The organism is Bacillus sp. M5A3_1b (assembly GCF_053345335.1).
Genome location: NZ_JBKEZY010000017.1, coordinates 37,497 through 55,582 on the forward strand (window position 1 = coordinate 37,497; position 18,086 = coordinate 55,582).

34 protein-coding genes and 1 pseudogene are annotated in these 18,086 nt (G+C 35.2%); 6 read left to right on the forward strand and 29 right to left on the reverse strand.

What is annotated here, in order from left to right:
- Positions 1–48 precede the first annotated feature (48 nt).
- The 10 genes from ACLBWW_RS27360 to ACLBWW_RS27405 all read right to left on the reverse strand — a co-directional run bounded on the left by ACLBWW_RS27360 (position 49) and on the right by ACLBWW_RS27405 (position 5,188).
- The gene (locus tag ACLBWW_RS27360) at positions 49–648 is read right to left on the reverse strand and encodes an HNH endonuclease signature motif containing protein (protein WP_447614352.1); all 600 of its coding nucleotides are present in this window, start codon (positions 646–648) and stop codon (positions 49–51) included.
- The gene (locus ACLBWW_RS27365) at positions 645–1,229 is read right to left on the reverse strand and encodes a recombinase family protein (protein WP_447614353.1); all 585 of its coding nucleotides are present in this window, start codon (positions 1,227–1,229) and stop codon (positions 645–647) included. Before ACLBWW_RS27365 ends, ACLBWW_RS27360 begins: the two co-directional genes overlap by 4 nt.
- Before the next feature lie 157 nt (positions 1,230–1,386).
- Positions 1,387–1,788 carry a hypothetical protein gene (locus ACLBWW_RS27370; RefSeq protein ID WP_447614354.1) on the reverse strand — a complete coding sequence of 134 codons (402 nt, stop codon included), beginning with the start codon at positions 1,786–1,788 and terminating at the stop codon, positions 1,387–1,389.
- Positions 1,789–1,875: 87 nt separating this feature from the next.
- On the reverse strand, positions 1,876–2,058 hold the full coding sequence (locus ACLBWW_RS27375) for a hypothetical protein (protein ID WP_447614355.1): 183 nt from the start codon (positions 2,056–2,058) through the stop codon (positions 1,876–1,878).
- Positions 2,059–2,158: 100 nt separating this feature from the next.
- Entirely contained in the window at positions 2,159–2,359 is a 201-nt protein-coding gene (locus tag ACLBWW_RS27380) for a hypothetical protein (protein ID WP_000868466.1), read from the reverse strand.
- A gap of 1,022 nt (positions 2,360–3,381) precedes the next feature.
- Entirely contained in the window at positions 3,382–3,759 is a 378-nt protein-coding gene (locus tag ACLBWW_RS27385) for a hypothetical protein (protein ID WP_064469476.1), read from the reverse strand.
- Positions 3,760–3,881: 122 nt separating this feature from the next.
- Entirely contained in the window at positions 3,882–4,268 is a 387-nt protein-coding gene (locus ACLBWW_RS27390) for an ArpU family phage packaging/lysis transcriptional regulator (protein WP_064472815.1), read from the reverse strand.
- 137 nt (positions 4,269–4,405) lie between these two features.
- A complete protein-coding gene (locus ACLBWW_RS27395) occupies positions 4,406–4,597 on the reverse strand; it encodes a hypothetical protein (protein ID WP_447614356.1) in 192 nt (63 codons plus the stop codon).
- Positions 4,598–4,611: 14 nt separating this feature from the next.
- Positions 4,612–4,998 carry a DUF1064 domain-containing protein gene (locus tag ACLBWW_RS27400; RefSeq protein ID WP_447614357.1) on the reverse strand — a complete coding sequence of 129 codons (387 nt, stop codon included), beginning with the start codon at positions 4,996–4,998 and terminating at the stop codon, positions 4,612–4,614.
- A 16-nt stretch (positions 4,999–5,014) separates the two neighbouring features.
- On the reverse strand, positions 5,015–5,188 hold the full coding sequence (locus ACLBWW_RS27405; protein ID WP_447614358.1) for a hypothetical protein: 174 nt from the start codon (positions 5,186–5,188) through the stop codon (positions 5,015–5,017).
- Positions 5,189–5,302: 114 nt separating this feature from the next.
- Between ACLBWW_RS27405 and ACLBWW_RS27410 the strand changes: the two genes are divergently transcribed.
- Positions 5,303–5,491: a hypothetical protein gene (locus ACLBWW_RS27410; RefSeq protein ID WP_064469473.1), complete on the forward strand. Its 189-nt coding sequence runs from the start codon at positions 5,303–5,305 to the stop codon at positions 5,489–5,491.
- A gap of 217 nt (positions 5,492–5,708) precedes the next feature.
- Here ACLBWW_RS27410 and ACLBWW_RS27415 read toward each other — a convergent pair whose 3' ends face one another.
- The 11 genes from ACLBWW_RS27415 to ACLBWW_RS27465 form a co-directional block, all read right to left on the reverse strand.
- Positions 5,709–5,870 (reverse strand): hypothetical protein, encoded by a 162-nt coding sequence (locus tag ACLBWW_RS27415; RefSeq protein WP_447614359.1) that lies wholly within the window; start codon positions 5,868–5,870, stop codon positions 5,709–5,711.
- Between the two features lie 34 nt (positions 5,871–5,904).
- The gene (locus ACLBWW_RS27420; protein ID WP_447614360.1) at positions 5,905–6,669 is read right to left on the reverse strand and encodes a DNA cytosine methyltransferase; all 765 of its coding nucleotides are present in this window, start codon (positions 6,667–6,669) and stop codon (positions 5,905–5,907) included.
- Between the two features lie 43 nt (positions 6,670–6,712).
- Positions 6,713–6,886, reverse strand: coding sequence for a hypothetical protein (locus ACLBWW_RS27425; RefSeq protein ID WP_165775600.1), 174 nt, complete (start codon positions 6,884–6,886; stop codon positions 6,713–6,715).
- Positions 6,887–6,915: 29 nt separating this feature from the next.
- The gene (locus tag ACLBWW_RS27430) at positions 6,916–7,317 is read right to left on the reverse strand and encodes a hypothetical protein (RefSeq protein ID WP_447614361.1); all 402 of its coding nucleotides are present in this window, start codon (positions 7,315–7,317) and stop codon (positions 6,916–6,918) included.
- Between the two features lie 797 nt (positions 7,318–8,114).
- Positions 8,115–8,396 carry a hypothetical protein gene (locus ACLBWW_RS27435; RefSeq protein WP_447614362.1) on the reverse strand — a complete coding sequence of 94 codons (282 nt, stop codon included), beginning with the start codon at positions 8,394–8,396 and terminating at the stop codon, positions 8,115–8,117.
- Positions 8,393–8,584, reverse strand: coding sequence for a hypothetical protein (locus ACLBWW_RS27440; protein ID WP_447614363.1), 192 nt, complete (start codon positions 8,582–8,584; stop codon positions 8,393–8,395). Before ACLBWW_RS27440 ends, ACLBWW_RS27435 begins: the two co-directional genes overlap by 4 nt.
- A complete protein-coding gene (locus ACLBWW_RS27445) occupies positions 8,571–9,044 on the reverse strand; it encodes a hypothetical protein (protein ID WP_447614364.1) in 474 nt (157 codons plus the stop codon). The genes ACLBWW_RS27440 and ACLBWW_RS27445 overlap by 14 nt, the downstream gene beginning before the upstream one ends.
- Before the next feature lie 13 nt (positions 9,045–9,057).
- Positions 9,058–9,816 carry an ATP-binding protein gene (locus ACLBWW_RS27450; protein WP_447614374.1) on the reverse strand — a complete coding sequence of 253 codons (759 nt, stop codon included), beginning with the start codon at positions 9,814–9,816 and terminating at the stop codon, positions 9,058–9,060.
- Complete coding sequence (locus tag ACLBWW_RS27455) at positions 9,800–10,717, reverse strand: DNA replication protein DnaD (RefSeq protein ID WP_447614365.1); 918 nt, start codon at positions 10,715–10,717, stop codon at positions 9,800–9,802. Before ACLBWW_RS27455 ends, ACLBWW_RS27450 begins: the two co-directional genes overlap by 17 nt.
- A gap of 17 nt (positions 10,718–10,734) precedes the next feature.
- On the reverse strand, positions 10,735–10,911 hold the full coding sequence (locus ACLBWW_RS27460) for a hypothetical protein (protein ID WP_447614366.1): 177 nt from the start codon (positions 10,909–10,911) through the stop codon (positions 10,735–10,737).
- A gap of 118 nt (positions 10,912–11,029) precedes the next feature.
- The gene (locus ACLBWW_RS27465) at positions 11,030–11,749 is read right to left on the reverse strand and encodes a hypothetical protein (RefSeq protein ID WP_447614367.1); all 720 of its coding nucleotides are present in this window, start codon (positions 11,747–11,749) and stop codon (positions 11,030–11,032) included.
- A 181-nt stretch (positions 11,750–11,930) separates the two neighbouring features.
- Here ACLBWW_RS27465 and ACLBWW_RS27470 point away from each other — a divergent pair, with 181 nt between their 5' ends.
- The gene (locus tag ACLBWW_RS27470; protein ID WP_447614368.1) at positions 11,931–12,188 is read left to right on the forward strand and encodes a hypothetical protein; all 258 of its coding nucleotides are present in this window, start codon (positions 11,931–11,933) and stop codon (positions 12,186–12,188) included.
- On the opposite strand, the gene ACLBWW_RS27475 is transcribed toward ACLBWW_RS27470, so the two are convergent.
- From ACLBWW_RS27475 to ACLBWW_RS27490, 4 genes are all read right to left on the reverse strand, one after another.
- Positions 12,154–12,351 (reverse strand): hypothetical protein, encoded by a 198-nt coding sequence (locus ACLBWW_RS27475; protein ID WP_447614369.1) that lies wholly within the window; start codon positions 12,349–12,351, stop codon positions 12,154–12,156. The genes ACLBWW_RS27470 and ACLBWW_RS27475 overlap by 35 nt on opposite strands.
- 16 nt (positions 12,352–12,367) lie before the next feature.
- Positions 12,368–12,505, reverse strand: coding sequence for a hypothetical protein (locus ACLBWW_RS27480; RefSeq protein WP_447614370.1), 138 nt, complete (start codon positions 12,503–12,505; stop codon positions 12,368–12,370).
- A gap of 107 nt (positions 12,506–12,612) precedes the next feature.
- Positions 12,613–13,386, reverse strand: a complete 774-nt coding sequence (locus ACLBWW_RS27485; protein WP_447614371.1) for a phage antirepressor KilAC domain-containing protein — start codon at positions 13,384–13,386, stop codon at positions 12,613–12,615.
- 39 nt (positions 13,387–13,425) lie between these two features.
- Entirely contained in the window at positions 13,426–13,647 is a 222-nt protein-coding gene (locus ACLBWW_RS27490; RefSeq protein WP_098123972.1) for a helix-turn-helix transcriptional regulator, read from the reverse strand.
- Between the two features lie 132 nt (positions 13,648–13,779).
- On the opposite strand from ACLBWW_RS27490, the gene ACLBWW_RS27495 reads away from it, so the two are divergent.
- Positions 13,780–14,130: a helix-turn-helix domain-containing protein gene (locus ACLBWW_RS27495; RefSeq protein WP_098123973.1), complete on the forward strand. Its 351-nt coding sequence runs from the start codon at positions 13,780–13,782 to the stop codon at positions 14,128–14,130.
- Between the two features lie 35 nt (positions 14,131–14,165).
- Here the strand turns inward: ACLBWW_RS27495 and ACLBWW_RS27500 are convergent, their stop codons facing one another.
- From ACLBWW_RS27500 to ACLBWW_RS27510, 3 genes are all read right to left on the reverse strand, one after another.
- Positions 14,166–14,288: a hypothetical protein gene (locus ACLBWW_RS27500; protein WP_255256214.1), complete on the reverse strand. Its 123-nt coding sequence runs from the start codon at positions 14,286–14,288 to the stop codon at positions 14,166–14,168.
- Positions 14,289–14,433: 145 nt separating this feature from the next.
- On the reverse strand, positions 14,434–14,589 hold the full coding sequence (locus ACLBWW_RS27505; RefSeq protein ID WP_165775595.1) for a hypothetical protein: 156 nt from the start codon (positions 14,587–14,589) through the stop codon (positions 14,434–14,436).
- 26 nt (positions 14,590–14,615) lie between these two features.
- Complete coding sequence (locus ACLBWW_RS27510; RefSeq protein WP_447614375.1) at positions 14,616–15,791, reverse strand: AimR family lysis-lysogeny pheromone receptor; 1,176 nt, start codon at positions 15,789–15,791, stop codon at positions 14,616–14,618.
- A gap of 494 nt (positions 15,792–16,285) precedes the next feature.
- Here ACLBWW_RS27510 and ACLBWW_RS27515 point away from each other — a divergent pair, with 494 nt between their 5' ends.
- The 3 genes from ACLBWW_RS27515 (at position 16,286) to ACLBWW_RS27525 (ending at position 17,713) form a co-directional block, all read left to right on the forward strand.
- Entirely contained in the window at positions 16,286–16,633 is a 348-nt protein-coding gene (locus tag ACLBWW_RS27515) for a helix-turn-helix transcriptional regulator (protein ID WP_098123975.1), read from the forward strand.
- A gap of 192 nt (positions 16,634–16,825) precedes the next feature.
- The gene (locus ACLBWW_RS27520) at positions 16,826–17,356 is read left to right on the forward strand and encodes a DUF4352 domain-containing protein (RefSeq protein ID WP_447614372.1); all 531 of its coding nucleotides are present in this window, start codon (positions 16,826–16,828) and stop codon (positions 17,354–17,356) included.
- Positions 17,357–17,368: 12 nt separating this feature from the next.
- Positions 17,369–17,713 carry a DUF4064 domain-containing protein gene (locus ACLBWW_RS27525; RefSeq protein WP_097994665.1) on the forward strand — a complete coding sequence of 115 codons (345 nt, stop codon included), beginning with the start codon at positions 17,369–17,371 and terminating at the stop codon, positions 17,711–17,713.
- Positions 17,714–17,866: 153 nt separating this feature from the next.
- On the opposite strand, the pseudogene ACLBWW_RS27530 reads toward ACLBWW_RS27525, so the two are convergent.
- A pseudogene (locus tag ACLBWW_RS27530) lies at positions 17,867–18,086 on the reverse strand (IS4 family transposase); the annotation flags it as partial.

Genomic DNA, 18,086 nt, shown 5'->3' on the forward strand with positions numbered 1-18,086 from the left:
TATCGGGCTTTTTTCTTTATAAAATAAAAAAGCAGCGGATTCGCTACTTTAAGAATAATCTTTCATCATTTGTTCTTTCATGTCTAATTCATCTTTATACATCAATGCAAGTGCTAATACTGTATCATAGTACGTTTTCTTGCTAATAGAAGCGTTACAAGCACAATTCTCACTGACAAACTTTTTAAAGTCATCACTTTCTTCGCCAAACATAAATGAAAGTTTCTCTTCATTGACTCCGTATTTAATCAAGCATTGTGCCATTCTTTCAATTAGCTCCATGTTAGTTCCATATATGTGTTTCTTTCGTTCTCTATTCAACCAATTCATATATAAATCTTTTGATTTAACATCTAAGTCGTCCCTGTTGCAATGTTCGCATAAAAATATCATATTACTAGGATGACAAGCGCCACCTACTGCATAAGGTACGATATGTGCTTTCACAAATCCGTTTGTCTTCTTATCCCAATAATCCTTTAGCTCAACGTCATCATTTATATCGTTGCAAGTCATTTCACTGTTTTTTCTACAACGAAAACACTGCACTCCATCAATTTCAATATACGGAATGCCTTCACCATCTTCTTTATCTAACCAATATCGCATAATGTCATAACCACTTATATTTTTTCGTTTCCGACTCATACGTCATTCTCCTTTAGATTTTTTGATGACATATCTCGTTCTCGTATGTATCTATATAAAGTAGCTCTTGCTACATCGAACATTTCGCATACCTCGACTTTTGTTTTACCTGCATCTAGCATCTCCATCATACCTTGTATTTGTTGAGGTGTATGAGCTTTCTTCCTTCCACCTTCGCGACCTCTAGCTTTCGCAGAAGCTACTCCACTTATTACACGTTCGTTAATGATTTCTCTTTCCATTTCAGCAAATGCTCCAGCAATATGATACATTAGACGCCCCATAGTAGTTGACGTATCAATACCATCTTTAATTGATACAAAGTTAATATCATTCTCATTGAACTCTTGTAATAAATTAACCAACTGATGCATTGTTCTTCCTAATCGATCTAATTTGTAAACAACTAACGTATCGCCTTTTCGAAGCTTTCCAAGAAGTAATTGAAGTTCTTTTCTATCCTTTTTAGCTCCGCTCTCCTTTTCTGTGACAATCTCCTCACAACCAAATTTATTAAGTTCATCTAATTGCATATCTAAACTCTGATGTTTTGTTGAAACTCGTGCATAACCAAATATCATAGAACCATCACCCTTCCCTTTGTGGTTCTATTGTATCAATTCCCTGTATCAATTTCAATTGTTTTTGATACGTAGTTTTAACACGTGATAAACGTTAATATTCATTAGTGGTTTTCAATGTCTCGCAATCATATGTTTTTGATACATTATTCTTTTTTTATTTTCGTTCGTTGTGTTCGTTTGTTTTGTTAGGCTCAGCGAGTTCATCTATGATCTCATCAAACACTTCTGTTCTATCAAACTCTCTCCATTCACGACCACTGTAAATTTCATTACCACAGTTACCACAAATGAGTTCATACTCATATCCAATACATCCGCAACTCGCACCACACGAAGTAGCAGCAGTTTGTTCAACATTATTCTCAGTATTAAAGTGACCACATTTCTTACACTCGATTGTTTTTTCAGTTAGATATTTAGTTATCATTTCAGCTAATGTACCGTGACAAGTCGTCGTACCGTCTTTATTCTGACTAATAATAACCGAGTCTTTACCGTCCTTACACACTGATATTCCATTCTTATCAAACTTAATTATTCCAGAGATAATACCCATTCCCCTCACCCCTTATCTTTCCTTAACAACAAACAAGACGCCACCCAAATCACGGCAGCGCTACGATAATTGCTATTGGTTTAATCATTATTCACTTTTACCAGCAGTAGCCACTACAATTTGCATTGCTTGCTCTTCGTTGAACCCTGCTAAAGTGAGCTCCTCAAATAGCATTTGAAAATGTTTCGCTTGTTGTCTATAAATTTCTTTTACTTCGTCTTCCACTAAAGCCATCCCTTTAGCTGCACCATACAAGAAATCATTCATCAATTATCATCCTCCTAACCAGATGTCCATTTTGTCTATATTCACGTTTAATGTGTAATTTCTATATAACAAAGAAAAAAGCACCCGTTATGGATGCCTTCTCTTAAATATCTTCTTCAATTGCTCCAGCAGAAATACAAACTGAATTGTATTTGCCGTCTGCAGGTATTAATATTTTGTCTACTTTAGCCATCCCAGGAATCACTTTATCTGATTTTTTAGCAGCAATGATATATTGAACTAATACATCCGCATCTTTATTAGGGATTTCTTGTAGATGTTTTATTAACTCGCTTACTTTCATATAATCCCCTCCTCTCCCACTCTATCTATTCGACCGAAAAAGAGAATATCCTACAAAACAAAAAGCCATCACGGAAGTGACAGCTCTAAAGGGGATGGAGAAACATTCACGAAAGGGGAATTTCGCAATCATTTCAAGGCTGAGTACTCTCAACCTTCTCCAAGCCACTGCATCATGTAATGTTTTAGCTCTTATTAGCTACGCGCTTTACGTTCAGTGACTGGGAGAAGAGCGAGAATTCATTTTCTCAACTTTATAGTCCTCTTCTCGTTTATACTCCGTGGAGTTGGCCAATACTTCAGCTTTTGCCTTTGCAAGCCGATATCGAATTATAAAGGATTTTTATCAAGACGTATGTGTTTATTCCGACGCCTTGTTTGAACCAATACACTAGAGGGACGGAAGGGGAATGTTTCCGCTGTATTGGCTCAAACAAAGAGCGAAAGCTCTCTGCCCTCGTTTTGGTCATTAATAAGAATTGTGAGTAATTACTAATGTACAAGATCACGTATATTTTAGATTTTTAGAATGCAAGCGTCACTCAATCATGAGCAACCACCCCCATTCCATTTTCAAGAACCGACATACTAGAGAGTAATAGACTTATATTTACTATCAACCCAGAGGACGCATCTGAGCTGAATACTAAATATAATAGAAACAGCATGACGAATGCGAGTTATCTCACACCCCCCACACTGGAATATGTCATTGTAAGTAACTTCATTGGTCTTTACGTCTTAACGCGGGTTCTTACCGCCTTGCCCGCCCTACTATGCGGTATACGTTACCGTGACATTCTCGCATAAGAACGTTTCACTGATGGGTGTACTAATCCTCTTCGATATGCGGTTGTCAAAGGGCTTGTACATTAAGAATACCGTTGATTTCATTATCAAAATTCCCCCTATTTAGTCCCCTTTTTTATCGAGATTTTGTCGACGATTTAAAAATAAAAAAGGCAGGACCATTTAATAATGATCTTGCCTTTTCCTTCAAACTATATACCTTATAAAAAGCGATTATAATTTTACTCTTAAGTAACCTTTTAATTCGCCTTTTCCATGCCAGCCACCCGTATCTGATGTTACCACTACATCATATAATCCAGGTGAAACACCGTTTAGTGGTAATTGTTTAAAGAAATGACCTGCACCAATATCATGACGTTGTACAACAGTTCCGTCTTTTCTAACTAATTCAATCAAACTATTACGATAAGGTACATATCCGTCTACATCAATAGATGTAGCACCCCAGCCATAGCTATTAGAATCAGTACTAAAATGTATACTGTCAGTAGCGCTTTTCGAATCCATTGCAAATGCATCAGAAGTACCAAAAAGAAGTCCGCTTGATAAAACAATACCTGTTAGAAGTGTTTTCCCTAATTTTTTCATTTTAAAACCCCCAAAATTTGTTAACTACAAATATCATTATATAGAAATAACTTTTAAATTTGGTTAAATATGCATAATTACATAATATCTATCGTTTTTGGTTATTAATAGAAATATAATAATCAAATCATCCCCAACGAAGTGGCAATCAATCGAATTGCATTCTTTTTCTTATTGTAGAAGTGATCTCTTTTAATTGATAACTCTTGGTATATAAAACTATCTTTAAGCTTCTCGCCATTTAAGTACTTCATCTTAATTATTTCAGCTTCGTCATAATCAAGAACGTTTTGTAAAGCCTTATCTATTTGCTTAAACTTAATATTACTCACACGTCTTGTGTTGCGTATTTCTGGAAACAAGCTAATCCCTTCCTGTTCTTGCTCTATCTCGTTTTCAAACCGTACCTTTAATGCACGGTACTCTTTAAGAATACTCACCACTTCTTTTTGGATCTTTTTATATGTCTCATCATCGATTTCTGGAAAGAATGCTAATTGCTGCTCCATCTGTAATCCCCCTATTTCAAATTTTGGTTTTTACATTCACATCAGGTACGTGAAATTTTACTAACTCTTTGTTGAATAAGGGAACGATGACTACAATACAGCCCCCACCACACTGTTAGTCATGGTTCCGCTATCCATTAAGCTGTTGTCTTCCTATAAAACGCTGCTATACGTTTCTCTTCGTCGTAAATTCTCCATCCATCATCTAAATGTTCCATTAACTCCTTGTACGTAAATACATCGAAACTCCATACACGTTGTTTACCTCCAAAACCTTCTTCATTACGGTGCAGCATGAACTCTCTTGTACCCTTGTATTTTGGAATCATCTACTCAGCTCCCTTTATTTTCTTATCCAACCTTTCTGCTTGTCCTTCATAACTACAACTAACTCCCGTTTATAACGATATTCAAACATCTTTTTCATATATGGGAAGCGATCGTTAGCGTAGCCTTTGACATCAATAACTTCCTGCGTTCCATCTTTATAAGTGACAAGGAAATCAGCTGTGAATTTCCAATCTCTACGTCTCTTTCGTTTACCATCTCGTGTTGTAATATAAAACCCTTCAAGGAGCATGTACTGAGGTTGTAGCTCAATCTCGACAACCTCAGGATCACTCTTCAATACCAGGTAATACTCTGCTTCTGTTTTACTATCAAACTCAATTCCTAGTGCAACTGTTTTTTTACTATTAATACGGCCTGTCTTCTTTTTGCGCTTAATCAACTAATATCCTCACTTCCTATTCCATTTCCTCTTTACACTCTTCAAGAAAATCAATAACTTCCTGAACATGTTCCTTTGTAGTCATACTCTCCATTACGTATCCTTCATCGTTATAAACATTGACCTTATCTCCTGTAAACTCCATTCCGCACATTCCGTCTGCACCTAGTAGCTTTACGTTACCTTCCATTCTGCTAGCCTCGCTTTCTATTCAAAGGATTATTTTGTTGAATTTTTTACTACCAATCATCAAAAAAATATCTTATAATCACTATATACAAACTTATTTTTAGGAGTAAATAGAATGCCAGTTACACTCGAACTTATTCTTTTCATTCTTCTAGCAATTTGTGCTATTGGCTATTTGATAAAAGAATCTCAAAAAACTAAGAAAAGAACCCTTGGAATGTCACTAGAACTTTTAGTTCTGTTCTGGTCAATATGGAGAATATCGACTATCATAATTCAAATTTTAGAATATAATCTCTCGTGAATAAAACTAAATATTCCGTCAATACTATAGATGACACGGTAATCTTTTCTCCTTGTTCCCCCTTGGAGAACCAGCCGGGCAGTTAGCTTTTGCTAGCTGCTCTTTTATTTGCACATATCATTAAACACCGAATACCTTATGTTTGAAAGTGCTCTGTTTTATCAAAAGGCGATTTGGCGACAATCGCCTTTTTTATTTCTACAAAATGAAATTTTTATTAACTTTCACTACCCTCAAACACTTTCCTATAACCATTCAAAAAACTTTGTCGTACTTGTTCTTCAGTTAAACCTTCTTTTTCAGCAATCTTTTTAATAATTGCTTTCACTTGAGCAGCCATTAAATATCGATCATGATTATCACGTCTTTTAGGATCCATTACGATTACCCGCCTTTCTACTAAAATGAAGTTTTTATAATAAACCTTCAATCTTGGCTATTGCTTCAAATATCGGATAGATCTGTTGTGGGACCACCGCGTTACCTAAGCTTCTAATTCTGTCCACCCGATTGGGAATCCCATCATCTCTTCCCAGAAAACCGGATTGGAACGCCCTCTTTTCCCAGTCAATATCATCAAATAATTTGGAAGTTGTCCCAAATGAGCTCGTTCTCCATTTTTCAACTTCACTAACGTCTTTTCGTAATTGTTGAGGCCCCTTGTATCCGATGCTGTTGGAGTCGGGAAAAAACGAGATAATAAAGACCCTGTCTCTTCTGTGTGGGGCACCGATGGCACAAGCCGGAACAACAAACGGTTGTGAGGTGTAGCCGATGCTTTCCAGGTCAGTAAGCACATTGTCGAGTCCCAATGTGACGTGTCCAGCAACATTTTCACCAATAAACCAAGTTGGTCTGATTTCTTGTAGTAAGCGGAATACTTCTGGCCAGAGGTGACGGTCATCTTCTTCGCCTTTTCTGTCCCCGGCAACACTGAAAGGTTGGCAAGGATATCCTCCTGCCACAATGCTAATTGTTCCAACGTCAACACCACTTTCTTCTAATGATTGTTTTGTAAGTGTTCGTATATCTGGAAAGATTGGCACTGTAGGCCAATGCCTATTTAATATCTTCTGATTGAATGGCTCGATCTCGCAAAATGCCGCTGTTTCAATGCCAGCCCAATCAGCTGCTAAACTTATTCCTCCGATTCCTGAAAAGAGATCGAGCATCTTCATAGTTAATTCTCCTTTTCTAATAAAATAGCGTTTTTGTCTTGTTTTATTTTCTCTCTTTAAAACAAGTGATAACTTCCATATCAGATAAGTTATAATTTTCTCCGTTATCATCCACTGCTACATTAATGAAGTAACTCATCATTGGATATCTTTCTATTTTATAAATATGGCCTTCGGTGAAGTTATTCCCAATGTTACGTATAGCTATATATTCCATGTTGAATCCTCCAAATTAACGATTTTGTATTATTTGTCTGCTAAAAAACTTTTCGCATCATTAAACAATTGACCCTTTGGAACAAAGTTAAATCCGTACTGATTAAAGAAGTCATCATTTGTCATTTGAAACCAATCTTTTGCTAGATCCCATTGATTATGTCCTTTGAATGTTCCGTACCACTTACGTTGATGCGTTTCGTTAATAGTGTTGCTTGATTGAACTGTACTACTCATTTGTATAGGAGATTGCATTCCCATCATTAAACCTGTAGCAATTCTTCTCCCGACTTCCTCTACGTTTTGAGGTAATGCGCTTTCTATTCCTTTCAGGCTTTCAAGAACTTGATCTAATACCTGTGTATCACCTAAAACTTCACGGTTATTTTCGATATGCCAGACGATGTTTCCAAGCTTTTTCTTCAGGTTCACGTTTACCAGTCCTTTCTCTCAAATAAGAATTTTGTTTAAATTACTTCTAGATTCCACATAACCATTTTCTTTAGTGACAAGCTTCATAAAACCAAGTAAGGCATACAATATTAAGAATTTACTCATGAAACACTTTACTTACACCACTTATCATTTTAAGAACACACATATTTGTGTGTTCTATTCTTTTGTAACTAAATAACTATTTTGTTCACTTTTTTGATACATTTATGAAACATCCATGTGTTATCTTCAGTAAGTTCTATTCTTTTTTATAATATCGTGTGAAATATACCAAACCGAGAAGCCCTAGCCCCCTAAGCCTAGGGCTTCTCCATTTAAATACGGATTTTATGCACTTTTATTATTTTCATAAATTTATATATTAATAATACTAAATATATAAATTTATGTTATAATGTCTTTGTGAAACATCACGTGTTTCAAATACAACATTTTTTGATGACCCCTTATCTTTCCGTAAGAGGTCTTTTTTTTATAGCTATTTTGTTTAAATTCACCTTAATTCGCATCTAGTTTTCTTAACATTCAAATTAATAACTGTATAATATAATTAAACTATTTGTATGAGAGGTGATTTTTATGAAATGGAAACAAAAATACAATCCAAAGTATCTCTTTTACCGCATGTATAGTTATATTTATAAAGCTCTTGATGATATATCATGGTCCTTAAAATAATTTAGATTGGTATGAGTACACATTTACTGTGTGCTCATACCACAGTTCCAAGAACGATCCTTAACCTTGTGTTACGCGTCATAACGCTATGCCTCCTAATCCAAATCCATGATCTCCGCTAACGTCCTTGTACTTATCACCGTTTTTATAATTTGAATTCTTCCGTGCTTTGCTATTGCATCGCTCTTTGCATCTTCTTCACTTTTTGCTTCAAACCAATCAATTTTTTGTTTCAAATCGTGATCATAGAAGTGAACTTCAAACGTAGGCGTTATAGCGTTGTGACTACCGCTACACAGAAATCGTTTAGAAGTACTAGTAGCTGTATAGTCAAAGCTTCCTATAACGTCCTCAAAAGAGAGTTGATCGCTTCTCATGCCACAACGCCTGTTTTCTCTTCCTGTTGCATACAATGAATTTCCATTAACCTCGCTATAACGGCATGACGCTTTCTATCCACTTCCTCATGCGTTTGATTCCCCGCTTCGCAAACGCATGGTCCAAATTGATACATACCCATTCCAATACTGTTTTGAATTACTCCAGTTCCGTTACACGCGCACATAATCGTCATCCTTTCTTATTACAACTTCGATATTGCGATCCGATATTTGAGCTACCGCAAAGGCCAAGTTATTGTGACCCGCTATTTGTAAGCGTAATTTGTTGAAGATATACAGTAATTCTTTATCTGAAAATTCAGTTTTCTCTCCTGTTTGCTGTCGCAGTAATTGCCCTTCCCTTTTTTCAAGCACATCAATTTCTATACCATTCTTAGCTTCTTCTATTTGCTGTTGCACTTCCCTTATACTTTTGCGGTACCCGTAGCGCTTGCTTACCGCTTTGATTAAATCAAACAATGTTTTTGTTTCGATCCTTCTTACAGTTGGATCACCGTAGCATATTGAGCAAGCAGTTATCATTTTTTCTTCAACATGCACTTCGTGAATATCGATGTTATCAATCGCTGCACCGCATATATCGCAATATGGTTTAGATGGAGCTTGTATATCATCAAATAACATTTTCATATCCCCCTTAGAATGGTAGAACTTTTCTTCTATAATCCTTTGTATCTTTGAAAACTAATGCTCTAAACCCATTGAAGATTCGTGATACAATTCGTTCATCGTATGCGCCTTCTAAACGCTCGCCTGTAAGGTTTGTAGTGAAAATAGTAGATTTACCTTGTCTTCCATCAAATACATCAAATAAGACCCTATTAATGAAGTTTGTTGCTTTTATATCAGTATCTAACGCACCTAATTCAGCTCCCAAGTCATCGACTATTAATACTTCTGCATGTACTAAAGCTCGTATAATTTCGTCCTCAGTTAAGGAGGAATCTTTTTTGAATGTACTCTTAATTTTCCGTAGCAATTCACCGACTGTGACAAAAACGACTGATATTCCAGATCCTGCTAGTTCTTCTGCGATAGCATAAGCAAGATGCGTTTTCCCTGCTCCGCAATTCCCGGCCATAATGGTGTTAAATATCTTTCCGTTGCGATAATCCTTCGCGATGCCCTTTGCAAGTTCAAGGTTCTTTGTTCCTTCCTCGCTAGTCGGTTTGTAATTATCAAAGTTCGCTTTCCTAATGTTGCTATCGGCAATCATGCTTTGTTGATGGAATAAGTGTTTTTGCTTATTTTTTTGATCAGCTTCCCATTTTGTCTGTTCATGTTCTTGGAGTTTTTTACTTTCGTTTTCAAGGTAACAACGCGGACATACAACTTGTCCTTTAAAATTCATTTTTGTCATATTATGAGTTCCACAAGTATCAGAAGCCATAGTCATATTGACCCTTTTGGCTATAGCGTCTGGCACTGCTGTTATCGCTCTCTGCATTGTTATTCGCTCCTTTTCTAGATTTCATTTGAATTGTTAACTGGTCAAACTTTTCACGTAGTTTCTTAGGAGATAAGATATTCCCTTGCCAGAATGGATCTGCTTGGCACCAATCAATAACATCTTTAATCTCTTTTAATTCACGATTATCTTTTTCACGCATTAATCTGAAATCATTTGCCCATGTATCAAAATTAGGCTGCTTTTGTTTCGAATTATTACTTTTAATTTTTTCGAACAAATATTTAGCAGCGTTAGTGTCGCAAGTTTTAAACTTGAGACGAGAAGTCTTTTTATTTGTAGTAATCTCTGTAGTATTCTTTGTAGTAATCTCTGTATTTGTCCCACGTTTCAATGTGGGAGCCTCTCCCTTTTTAGTGTGGGAGCCTCCCTCGTTATAATGTGGGAGGGTATCACTTTCTAATGTGATAGAGTCTTGATATAAAACAGAAATTTTTTCAATATTCCCAACAACGGGTTCTACATACATTACATTATTGTGTCGTATCCCGTTAACTACGATGGTGCGAAATTCAATCAAAATTAGTTTTCTTTTTAGTAAGTATTTACATGCTTCTAATACTTGTCGTTTCGTAAAACCAAATGAGTCTGCCAGCTGCTGATAGCTCTTTTGAAGCTTGTCCGCCTTAAATTTTTGTCTGTAACGAATTTCATTTGTTTTTTCATCACGAATCTCAGTTGGTTTATACCAGTAAAAGATTTCACTTAAAACGGTAATAGCAACCATATACGGCTTACCATTATCTAAAGTAAGGTGTTTAAACCAACCTTGGTCCATCGTATTACCACGTAAGTTTATTCTTGCGATTTTCATCACGTTGTTGTTCATTCAGTTCACCTTCTTCATTAAACGCTTTCTCTTTCGCATACCGCTATATCGCCTTGAATTTCAATTATTTTGTAGCCAGGATAGCGATCAGGAGTAATGTATTTAATCGCCTTCAATTTCGCTTCCTTCTCGTTTTTTACGCCCTTCCATACCCATGACGGAAGAACAACTTTCGATTGATTCTTATCTAACATAGGCTTTCACTCCTTATTTACTTAGAAGAAACGACTGTGATATAATAGAGGTACAAATATTGAGTCGTTTCATTAACCAGTCGATTAGGGGTAATCGGCTGGTTTTATTTTGTTTTGATTAATCGTAATCAGGATTTGTTACTTCTAACTCAACTGCATCTTCATCAATGATTAACTTCGCTTTACGTGCATACATTTTGAATAGAGTTTGTTCCATTCCATAAAAGCCACCCATGATTGTTTTTGCGTCAAATTCTTTGAATTCTTTTGTGTCTCTGTAGTGACGTCTTTGTTCACGAATTTTAATATTTTCAACAATATTGCTCTTTTGATTTACACAAATTTGGTATTTGCAATCGTATTTGTCTTTATCGGATTCTGCATCGAAGTACACATAAGTGAAGCAATAACTATTTTCTACATGCATCGACATTTCATGGTAGTCTTCGTAACCCATTTCATCTAAATCTTCAATTTCTTTCACTAGATCCTTCATAATCTCAGACAGCTTATATTCTTCTTTTGAATGTAGAAGCAGTTCATCTAACTGTTCTTTAATGCGATTAACACCCTGTACATACAAAACCGCATTAAAATGTTCTTGAATAGTTGAAACAATAAAGTGGTTATAAGACGGGATATCTAATTCACTAAGATTAATTTGAAGTTGTTCTTTTACCTGTTTTTCAAGCATTTCACCAAAATCACTATAACTTCTTAAAGAACGGTCAATTACATTTTTAATCGTTTCTTCTAACTGCGCTTTAACTATCTTTTCAACATAACCTTCATTTTTTAACTTTGCTAAAGAGTCATTAATCATTAAATTTAAATCCATTTTCAATTCCCCATTTCTCTCATTTGTTGATGCTTTCACGCATCGGAATATCCAGGAACCCATTTACTAGGTGGGGGATACCATTAGATTCCTGAATATTCCGACAAGCGAAGGCTTGTCTTATCCTTGTAGGATTTCCCGCCTTTTTGTCGAATTACTTAGACGGAAGGAGGTGTTTTTTATGAGATTCGATGGTGCCCTTGTTAAAGAACAAGGAGTAACATTTGCCATAGTAGTTGTTAAGCGTTCTGCTTTGAATAGTTCTAACCGAGAAGAAGTCCGAAGAGACTTCGCTCGTTTTTTTCCGTTAGGAACTCCAGTAATTTTAATGGCTCAAGATTCTAGCGGTACTCCAACTTATCATGGTAGAACTGATATTGTTAATTTCTTAGCTAATATCGATCCTACTCGCATTCCTTGGCAACGTTATTCTGCTTAATTGGTCTCGCTAGAGAATTAATGTCTTTAGTATCTGTTAGTTTTATAACTTCAGAGGAATTTAAAATTTTCTCGAATTCAGATTTAGACATTGAGTTTCCCTTTGCGAATGCCATTGATTCAGCCTCTGTTACCGCAGGGGCTTGTTTCTTGTTTTCTGCCATAATTCTCACCTCCTCTCTATTTAGCTAAAGTAATAAACTCCTTATGCATTTCCTCAACCTTATCTGCGCTGTTATGTATCCCTCTAGCTCTTAAATCACGAATCATCCTGATAATGTTTACTTTCGCTTCTTTATCCCGCTGCTGTCTATCCATCACTTTTCATCCTTCATCAACTGCTTTATGCTTTTGTAGTTCAATCCTACAAAGATGAGAAATACAACCAATACCATGAAATATGAGTATGTGCTTTCCTCCATTGTTTACACCGCCTTCTGTTCTTGTTCTTTCTTCAGTCGGTCTATGATGTAAGCTTGTCCTTTTGGGGTTACGTAAGGTGTTAGCCATGTGAAAGGCTCTCCGTTAGGTTTTTCTTTTACACCTTGTACAACTTCGAAGTAACCACTGTCGATTGCTTTCTGAGTTGGTTCATTTTTATTTTTGAAGATTAATCCCCACTCTCGAAGTGTTGCGAATAATCTCTTTTGACCTGTTTTGATACCATGTTTTGCTGCTAACTTAGCAACTTCGCTCACCTTTAGTGATTTATTTGACTGCATACACGCTTCTGCGAATGTTACGAGTGGTTGTTGCTGTACAATTTGTTGTTGCGCTGCTGCCAGCTTCTCTTTCTCTTCTTTTAATTTAGTGAGAAGACCGATTGCAAAGTCTGGATTTGTTACCGCTTGTTCCAGGACTTGATCTGTCATGTACGCTCCGTGTTTTCTAATAGAAGGAAGCACTTCTTCAAATACCCATTTTTCGAACTGTTCCGCTTGTGGAAGTTTTGATTTGACGATTAAGCGGTATAAGTTAGGTTCGTTTATAAACCGTTTTTGTTGTTGTCTTCCTAATGAATCTGTGACTGCTACGCTGTAGCACCCATCTTCTTTACAATTTTTACGAATAGCTTGCTGTGGATTTGAATATCCTAATACCTTCGCAACATCAGTTGCTGGGAAGTATTCTTTTCCCTCATTAATAAGAATTTCTAAGTTACCGAACATGTTATGCGAGAAATTTTTCAATTCGTTCATTTGGTTTACTCCTCTCAATTTGTAAATCTTAGGTTTACTTTAATTATTAAAAAAAAGGTCTTTCGGATTTTCCTCAAGAGCAATTGCAATTTTTTCTGCTAAGTCTATTTTCAAGGTTCTTTTTTCGTTTTCAATATACCAGTAGTGCATTTTAGTGATTCCGACTTTATTGGCAACGTCTTGGCAAGACATCCCTTTTTCTAGTCGTTTTTGTTTTAACTGCTTCAAGTTATTTCCTCCCTTCGTTGCCTGTGATTTCATTATAAGTAAACCTCAAGTTTATTACAAGTACTTTTTTAAAAAAAACTCAAATAAATTTTATCTTGTGGTAAACACTACGTTTACTTTATACTTTATGTATCATAAACACTTTAATAAAAGGGGACGTTAATATTGATCGGGGAAAAAATAAAAGAACTCAGGAAAAATAGTAAGATAACACAAGAGCAACTGGGTAATGCTATTGGAGTATCTAAAATGGCTATTTCTTATTTTGAAAAGGGAAAGAAAGCACCTGGGCGTGAAACTTTAGAAAAAATAGCTGACTACTTTAATGTAACTACTGATTACTTATTAGGAAGATCAGAAGATCCAGAGCTTAATGAGGAAGAGAATAAGACCGTTACTGAAGAAGGTAAAAATATAATGACATTAATCGAAAGTCTTCCGGAGGATGAGCGAAAGAAAGCTTGGGAGCAATTAGAGATGTATGTGAATTACATGCAAACTAAAAAGAATAATTAATCAAAGAAGACTACCTTATACGGCAGTCTTCTTTTTTATGTATTTGGTTTTTCTTTGTATGATTCATCTAGGACAATTTTCAAAATATCCTCTGCTTTTGAATTCCCCTGCTTTAACCCTAATTTAGCTGCCATTCTTACTAATTGCTCTTTCGTCATCTCTAATTCTCCCCTTGCATCCCGTTTTTTATATGTGAACTCACTTAAAGTGGAAAGTTTTTGTCGTTACAGTCAAAATGTTTCCATTCCCTATAAAGCAGAAATGACACTATCAAATTTGATAGTGTCATTTCATATATATTTATTAACCGCCACCAGGGCCCGGATCATTCATGTACAAAATAATATTTTGTTCTTTAGCACTTTGCACCTTATCTTTTTCTTTCACCTGAAAAGCTGTGATAGAAAGACAAGCTACAGTAGCAATAGTTAAAACCGCTTTGATAAGCTTATTTTTCAAGTGTTTCACCACCTTTTATGAATAATTCAATTATAACATTTCAAGACTGTTTTTGGTAGAGAAATATAGAAAAAATCACCTGATTTAGAAAAACTTTCCGCGGACATTTCTAAGTATTTTTTCCCTTCTTCTCCTCCAACTGCAAGACCCATATAATATAGTTGGAAACTGCTAAGATAACCGTTTTTTTCTTGTAAAGCCTTTAAAATTTTAATAGCTTTTTCATTTTCGCCTAACTTTACAGATAAAAATGCTTTTTCAGCTTTATCTAGTTCTTCAAGGCTTATAGTATGTAGATCTTTCTCGTGATGTATTTTTAAAAATAAAAGTGTGTTTAATACTTTCTCTCTTCTTATTTCTAACTTCTTATTCGCAGGATCTCCAATAATATCTAATGATATTTCCATATACTCTCTTGCTCTCTGATAATCTGAGAAAACATAACTCTCCCCAACTTTACAGTATGCAACTGCTTTAGTGCTGACATAACAATTCGTTTCATCATTAATTATTTCAAAACATAAATCACGAGCTTTATCTAAATTATTTTCGTGTAATTCCACAAAAATGTTCATTTCTTTTATTCTTAATAAAAACGAATCCCTTAATGTTCGGCACTTAATTTGTAGAATGTCAGGTAACAATTGCTGAATATATTCATTTACCATCTTGTAATTACCTAAATCAAAAAAAGAATATATTGTATTTAAAACCGATATTATTACCAGCTCATTGTCTGTATATTTTTGATTCTTTCTCATTTTATCGACTTTCTCAAAGAACATCTTAGGAGTGATTGTGTTTTCGCTTCTTTCTCGCAAAGTTTTGTATAACGGAACCAAGTTTAAGTTTATCCGTACAGTTTTTGAATTCCCTTTTTTCTTTTCTTTTTCGTCTTTCTTGTTTGTAAGACTCGTTATCTGTTGCATTACCTCATCTTGAAGCTCATACTCTCCGAACATATCTAATACTTCAAGAGCTAGTTTTAAGTTTTTATGAGATAAAATGGGTATCATCTTTTTTATCCATTTTCTACGAAATTCCACATCATTTGGTTTGTATAATTTTAGTACGTCAACAAAATGCATGAAATCGAATTTTCCTTTTGTGCTGAAATAACCATTTACCGTAGTATGTGTTACATCAAAGCGTTTAGCTAGTTTTCTGTTAGTGTAACCGTTTGATTTTAATTTTTCATTCATATTACTCAATAGTTCTTGCACGATATTTGCTCCCCTTTATTCGGAACAAAAGACACGTTATACCCAATTTGTTACATTTAAGGAAAACGCGTCATTATATCTAGGTTGTGTGTTATAATTATGTATGAAGACTTATGACAAGAGTTCCCCTAAGGCCTTTTAGGGTGGACGGTGTAAGGGTGTTAGCGCACCACTTGCACAGTCATGGGTCTTTTTTACGTCCGTTTTTAGTTATTTACATAATACCACAACTTTCCCAATATTCAGTCGTATAGTTATCTGATTTTTATTGAGAAAGTTTGAAAAACGCTATATATCAACGTTTTTCGTTTTAAAAAATCTCGAATCAAAGAATTCATATGAATATTTTACCACTTAACAAACATTTGTTCTATACATATTTGTTAAGTCTGCAAAAATACCTAAATAGTTTCAAAAAGTCAGAGTATCGACCAATTATGGTATAGTGATAAGGCAATTATTATACTCAAACTATGAAAACTACAGTCGGACAAAACATTAAAAATCTCAGAAAGTCTTTCGATTTAACGCAAGAACAATTATCTGAGAGAACAGGTTTATCACGCGGACAAATTAAAAATTGGGAAACTGATCGTCATGAACCTGATCTTGAAAGCTTAAAGGTAATTGCGTCGTTTTTTAACACCTCCACAGATGCTCTTCTTAACTTCGAGAACAGGAAAGAAGATGCGTTATTAGGATTACTATTCAATGACATCCAACGAGCTTATGAGGAGTTAGATGGACGTCAGCAAGGCCGTTTTGCAAAACAAGTTTCATTGTATGTGAAAATGTTGCAAAACAACAAGGATATATTGTGATTTGATTTCATGATAAAAGAAATCATTTCCAATGACCAGTGGTAAAATTTTACATAATTTAACCGTTTTACCCAAAGGGAGCTTCGGCTCTCTTTTTTTATTTCCTTTCGACAAAATATGACAATATTATAATTAATTGTTTGCTATGATAAGCTCGGAAATCTTACATTTTACATAACTGGAGGAACGAAAATGTATAAAAAAATGGGTACAATTGCTTTAGCAGGAGCACTTGCTTTTAGTTTAGGTGCATGTGGTGAAACAGAAGTTAAAGAAGTAAGTAAAGACAATGCTCCTAAACAAGAGGAAAAAAAGGACAAAAAAGCATCTACTGAAAACAAAGTTTATAAAATCGGGGATACAGTAGAAGTTAATGGTCTACAACTAACTTTCAGTTCAGCTAAATTCGTTGAACCTAACGAATACATCAAAGCTGAAAAAGGAAAAGTTTTAGAAATCGCATTTAATGCTAAAAACAACGGCAAGAAAGATATATATTTCGGAACTTCTGAATTAAAAATCGCTGATGCTGAAGGTAACCAATTCAAAGAGTACTTTGGTGGAGGAGATTCATTCGTAAACGAAAATATCGCACCAGGTAACCAAATCACTAATAAAATGACATTTGATGTTCCCGAAGGTGATAAATTCGTCGGCACATTCAAACCAACATTTACATTCGATGAAAAATCTGTCAAATTCGAATTTGACGTGGCTAAATAAGGAGAATTTAAAATGAAAAGAACAACTGAATTTGTATTAGGACTTATTGGTGGTATTTTTGGTATTATTTGTGCATTTATCGCTTTAATGATCGGCGGTATGGGAGCCGCGTTTGAAGCAGAAGGCGCTGACAGCATCATTGGTTTAGGATGGGGAGCGGTTGCTCTATCAATCTTAGGAATCGTTGGCTGCGTAGTAGTTAAAAAGAATGCTAAAGTTGGCGGTATCATGATGACAGTTGCTGCTATTGGCGGGTTCATCTGTATCTCTATCTTTTACTTATTACCAGGAGTATTATTATTGATTGGCGGATTAATGGGTATCTTCCGTAAAGATAAAGCTGCTGTATCTGCTTAAGATATTTATATTAGGGGTTTCGCCACATCGCTATCAAGCTAAGCTTATGCAAAGTCAATTTTAGGCGAGATTGTTTCTTTTTCAAAAGGGCAAGTTTAGGTGATTGAAAGATTTGCATACGAAATAAACCCTAACGGGTTTCACTTTTTTGAATTAAGCGGCTTGATTATCAGACATAGTACAATTGTAAACGACACCTAATATATCAAAGACCGTTTTTTTCTCATATCGATGAGATTTCCGCCCGTTTTGCTGTAGGAGATTGAACAGGCGAAGTAACACCTTTGATAGCTCTTGGGTGTTTTTTTGTATAGTTTGGAATAGAAGAAGAAAATAGTCTTTAATCATATATATGGCTTTATACTCACTAAGC

Coding starts and splice junctions, on each gene's coding strand:
- ACLBWW_RS27360 (WP_447614352.1), bottom strand. CDS start 648: ATGAGTCGGAAACGAAAAAATATAAGTGGTTATGACATTATGCGATAT.
- ACLBWW_RS27365 (WP_447614353.1), bottom strand. CDS start 1,229: ATGATATTTGGTTATGCACGAGTTTCAACAAAACATCAGAGTTTAGAT.
- ACLBWW_RS27370 (WP_447614354.1), bottom strand. CDS start 1,788: ATGGGTATTATCTCTGGAATAATTAAGTTTGATAAGAATGGAATATCA.
- ACLBWW_RS27380 (WP_000868466.1), bottom strand. CDS start 2,359: ATGAAAGTAAGCGAGTTAATAAAACATCTACAAGAAATCCCTAATAAA.
- ACLBWW_RS27385 (WP_064469476.1), bottom strand. CDS start 3,759: ATGAAAAAATTAGGGAAAACACTTCTAACAGGTATTGTTTTATCAAGC.
- ACLBWW_RS27390 (WP_064472815.1), bottom strand. CDS start 4,268: ATGGAGCAGCAATTAGCATTCTTTCCAGAAATCGATGATGAGACATAT.
- ACLBWW_RS27395 (WP_447614356.1), bottom strand. CDS start 4,597: ATGATTCCAAAATACAAGGGTACAAGAGAGTTCATGCTGCACCGTAAT.
- ACLBWW_RS27405 (WP_447614358.1), bottom strand. CDS start 5,188: ATGGAAGGTAACGTAAAGCTACTAGGTGCAGACGGAATGTGCGGAATG.
- ACLBWW_RS27410 (WP_064469473.1), top strand. CDS start 5,303: ATGCCAGTTACACTCGAACTTATTCTTTTCATTCTTCTAGCAATTTGT.
- ACLBWW_RS27415 (WP_447614359.1), bottom strand. CDS start 5,870: ATGGATCCTAAAAGACGTGATAATCATGATCGATATTTAATGGCTGCT.
- ACLBWW_RS27420 (WP_447614360.1), bottom strand. CDS start 6,669: ATGAAGATGCTCGATCTCTTTTCAGGAATCGGAGGAATAAGTTTAGCA.
- ACLBWW_RS27425 (WP_165775600.1), bottom strand. CDS start 6,886: ATGGAATATATAGCTATACGTAACATTGGGAATAACTTCACCGAAGGC.
- ACLBWW_RS27435 (WP_447614362.1), bottom strand. CDS start 8,396: ATGAGAAGCGATCAACTCTCTTTTGAGGACGTTATAGGAAGCTTTGAC.
- ACLBWW_RS27440 (WP_447614363.1), bottom strand. CDS start 8,584: ATGTGCGCGTGTAACGGAACTGGAGTAATTCAAAACAGTATTGGAATG.
- ACLBWW_RS27445 (WP_447614364.1), bottom strand. CDS start 9,044: ATGTTATTTGATGATATACAAGCTCCATCTAAACCATATTGCGATATA.
- ACLBWW_RS27450 (WP_447614374.1), bottom strand. CDS start 9,816: ATGACTATGGCTTCTGATACTTGTGGAACTCATAATATGACAAAAATG.
- ACLBWW_RS27455 (WP_447614365.1), bottom strand. CDS start 10,717: ATGAACAACAACGTGATGAAAATCGCAAGAATAAACTTACGTGGTAAT.
- ACLBWW_RS27460 (WP_447614366.1), bottom strand. CDS start 10,911: ATGTTAGATAAGAATCAATCGAAAGTTGTTCTTCCGTCATGGGTATGG.
- ACLBWW_RS27465 (WP_447614367.1), bottom strand. CDS start 11,749: ATGGATTTAAATTTAATGATTAATGACTCTTTAGCAAAGTTAAAAAAT.
- ACLBWW_RS27470 (WP_447614368.1), top strand. CDS start 11,931: ATGAGATTCGATGGTGCCCTTGTTAAAGAACAAGGAGTAACATTTGCC.
- ACLBWW_RS27475 (WP_447614369.1), bottom strand. CDS start 12,351: ATGGCAGAAAACAAGAAACAAGCCCCTGCGGTAACAGAGGCTGAATCA.
- ACLBWW_RS27480 (WP_447614370.1), bottom strand. CDS start 12,505: ATGGATAGACAGCAGCGGGATAAAGAAGCGAAAGTAAACATTATCAGG.
- ACLBWW_RS27485 (WP_447614371.1), bottom strand. CDS start 13,386: ATGAACGAATTGAAAAATTTCTCGCATAACATGTTCGGTAACTTAGAA.
- ACLBWW_RS27490 (WP_098123972.1), bottom strand. CDS start 13,647: ATGAAATCACAGGCAACGAAGGGAGGAAATAACTTGAAGCAGTTAAAA.
- ACLBWW_RS27500 (WP_255256214.1), bottom strand. CDS start 14,288: ATGACGAAAGAGCAATTAGTAAGAATGGCAGCTAAATTAGGGTTAAAG.
- ACLBWW_RS27510 (WP_447614375.1), bottom strand. CDS start 15,791: ATGAATGAAAAATTAAAATCAAACGGTTACACTAACAGAAAACTAGCT.
- ACLBWW_RS27515 (WP_098123975.1), top strand. CDS start 16,286: ATGAAAACTACAGTCGGACAAAACATTAAAAATCTCAGAAAGTCTTTC.
- ACLBWW_RS27520 (WP_447614372.1), top strand. CDS start 16,826: ATGTATAAAAAAATGGGTACAATTGCTTTAGCAGGAGCACTTGCTTTT.
- ACLBWW_RS27525 (WP_097994665.1), top strand. CDS start 17,369: ATGAAAAGAACAACTGAATTTGTATTAGGACTTATTGGTGGTATTTTT.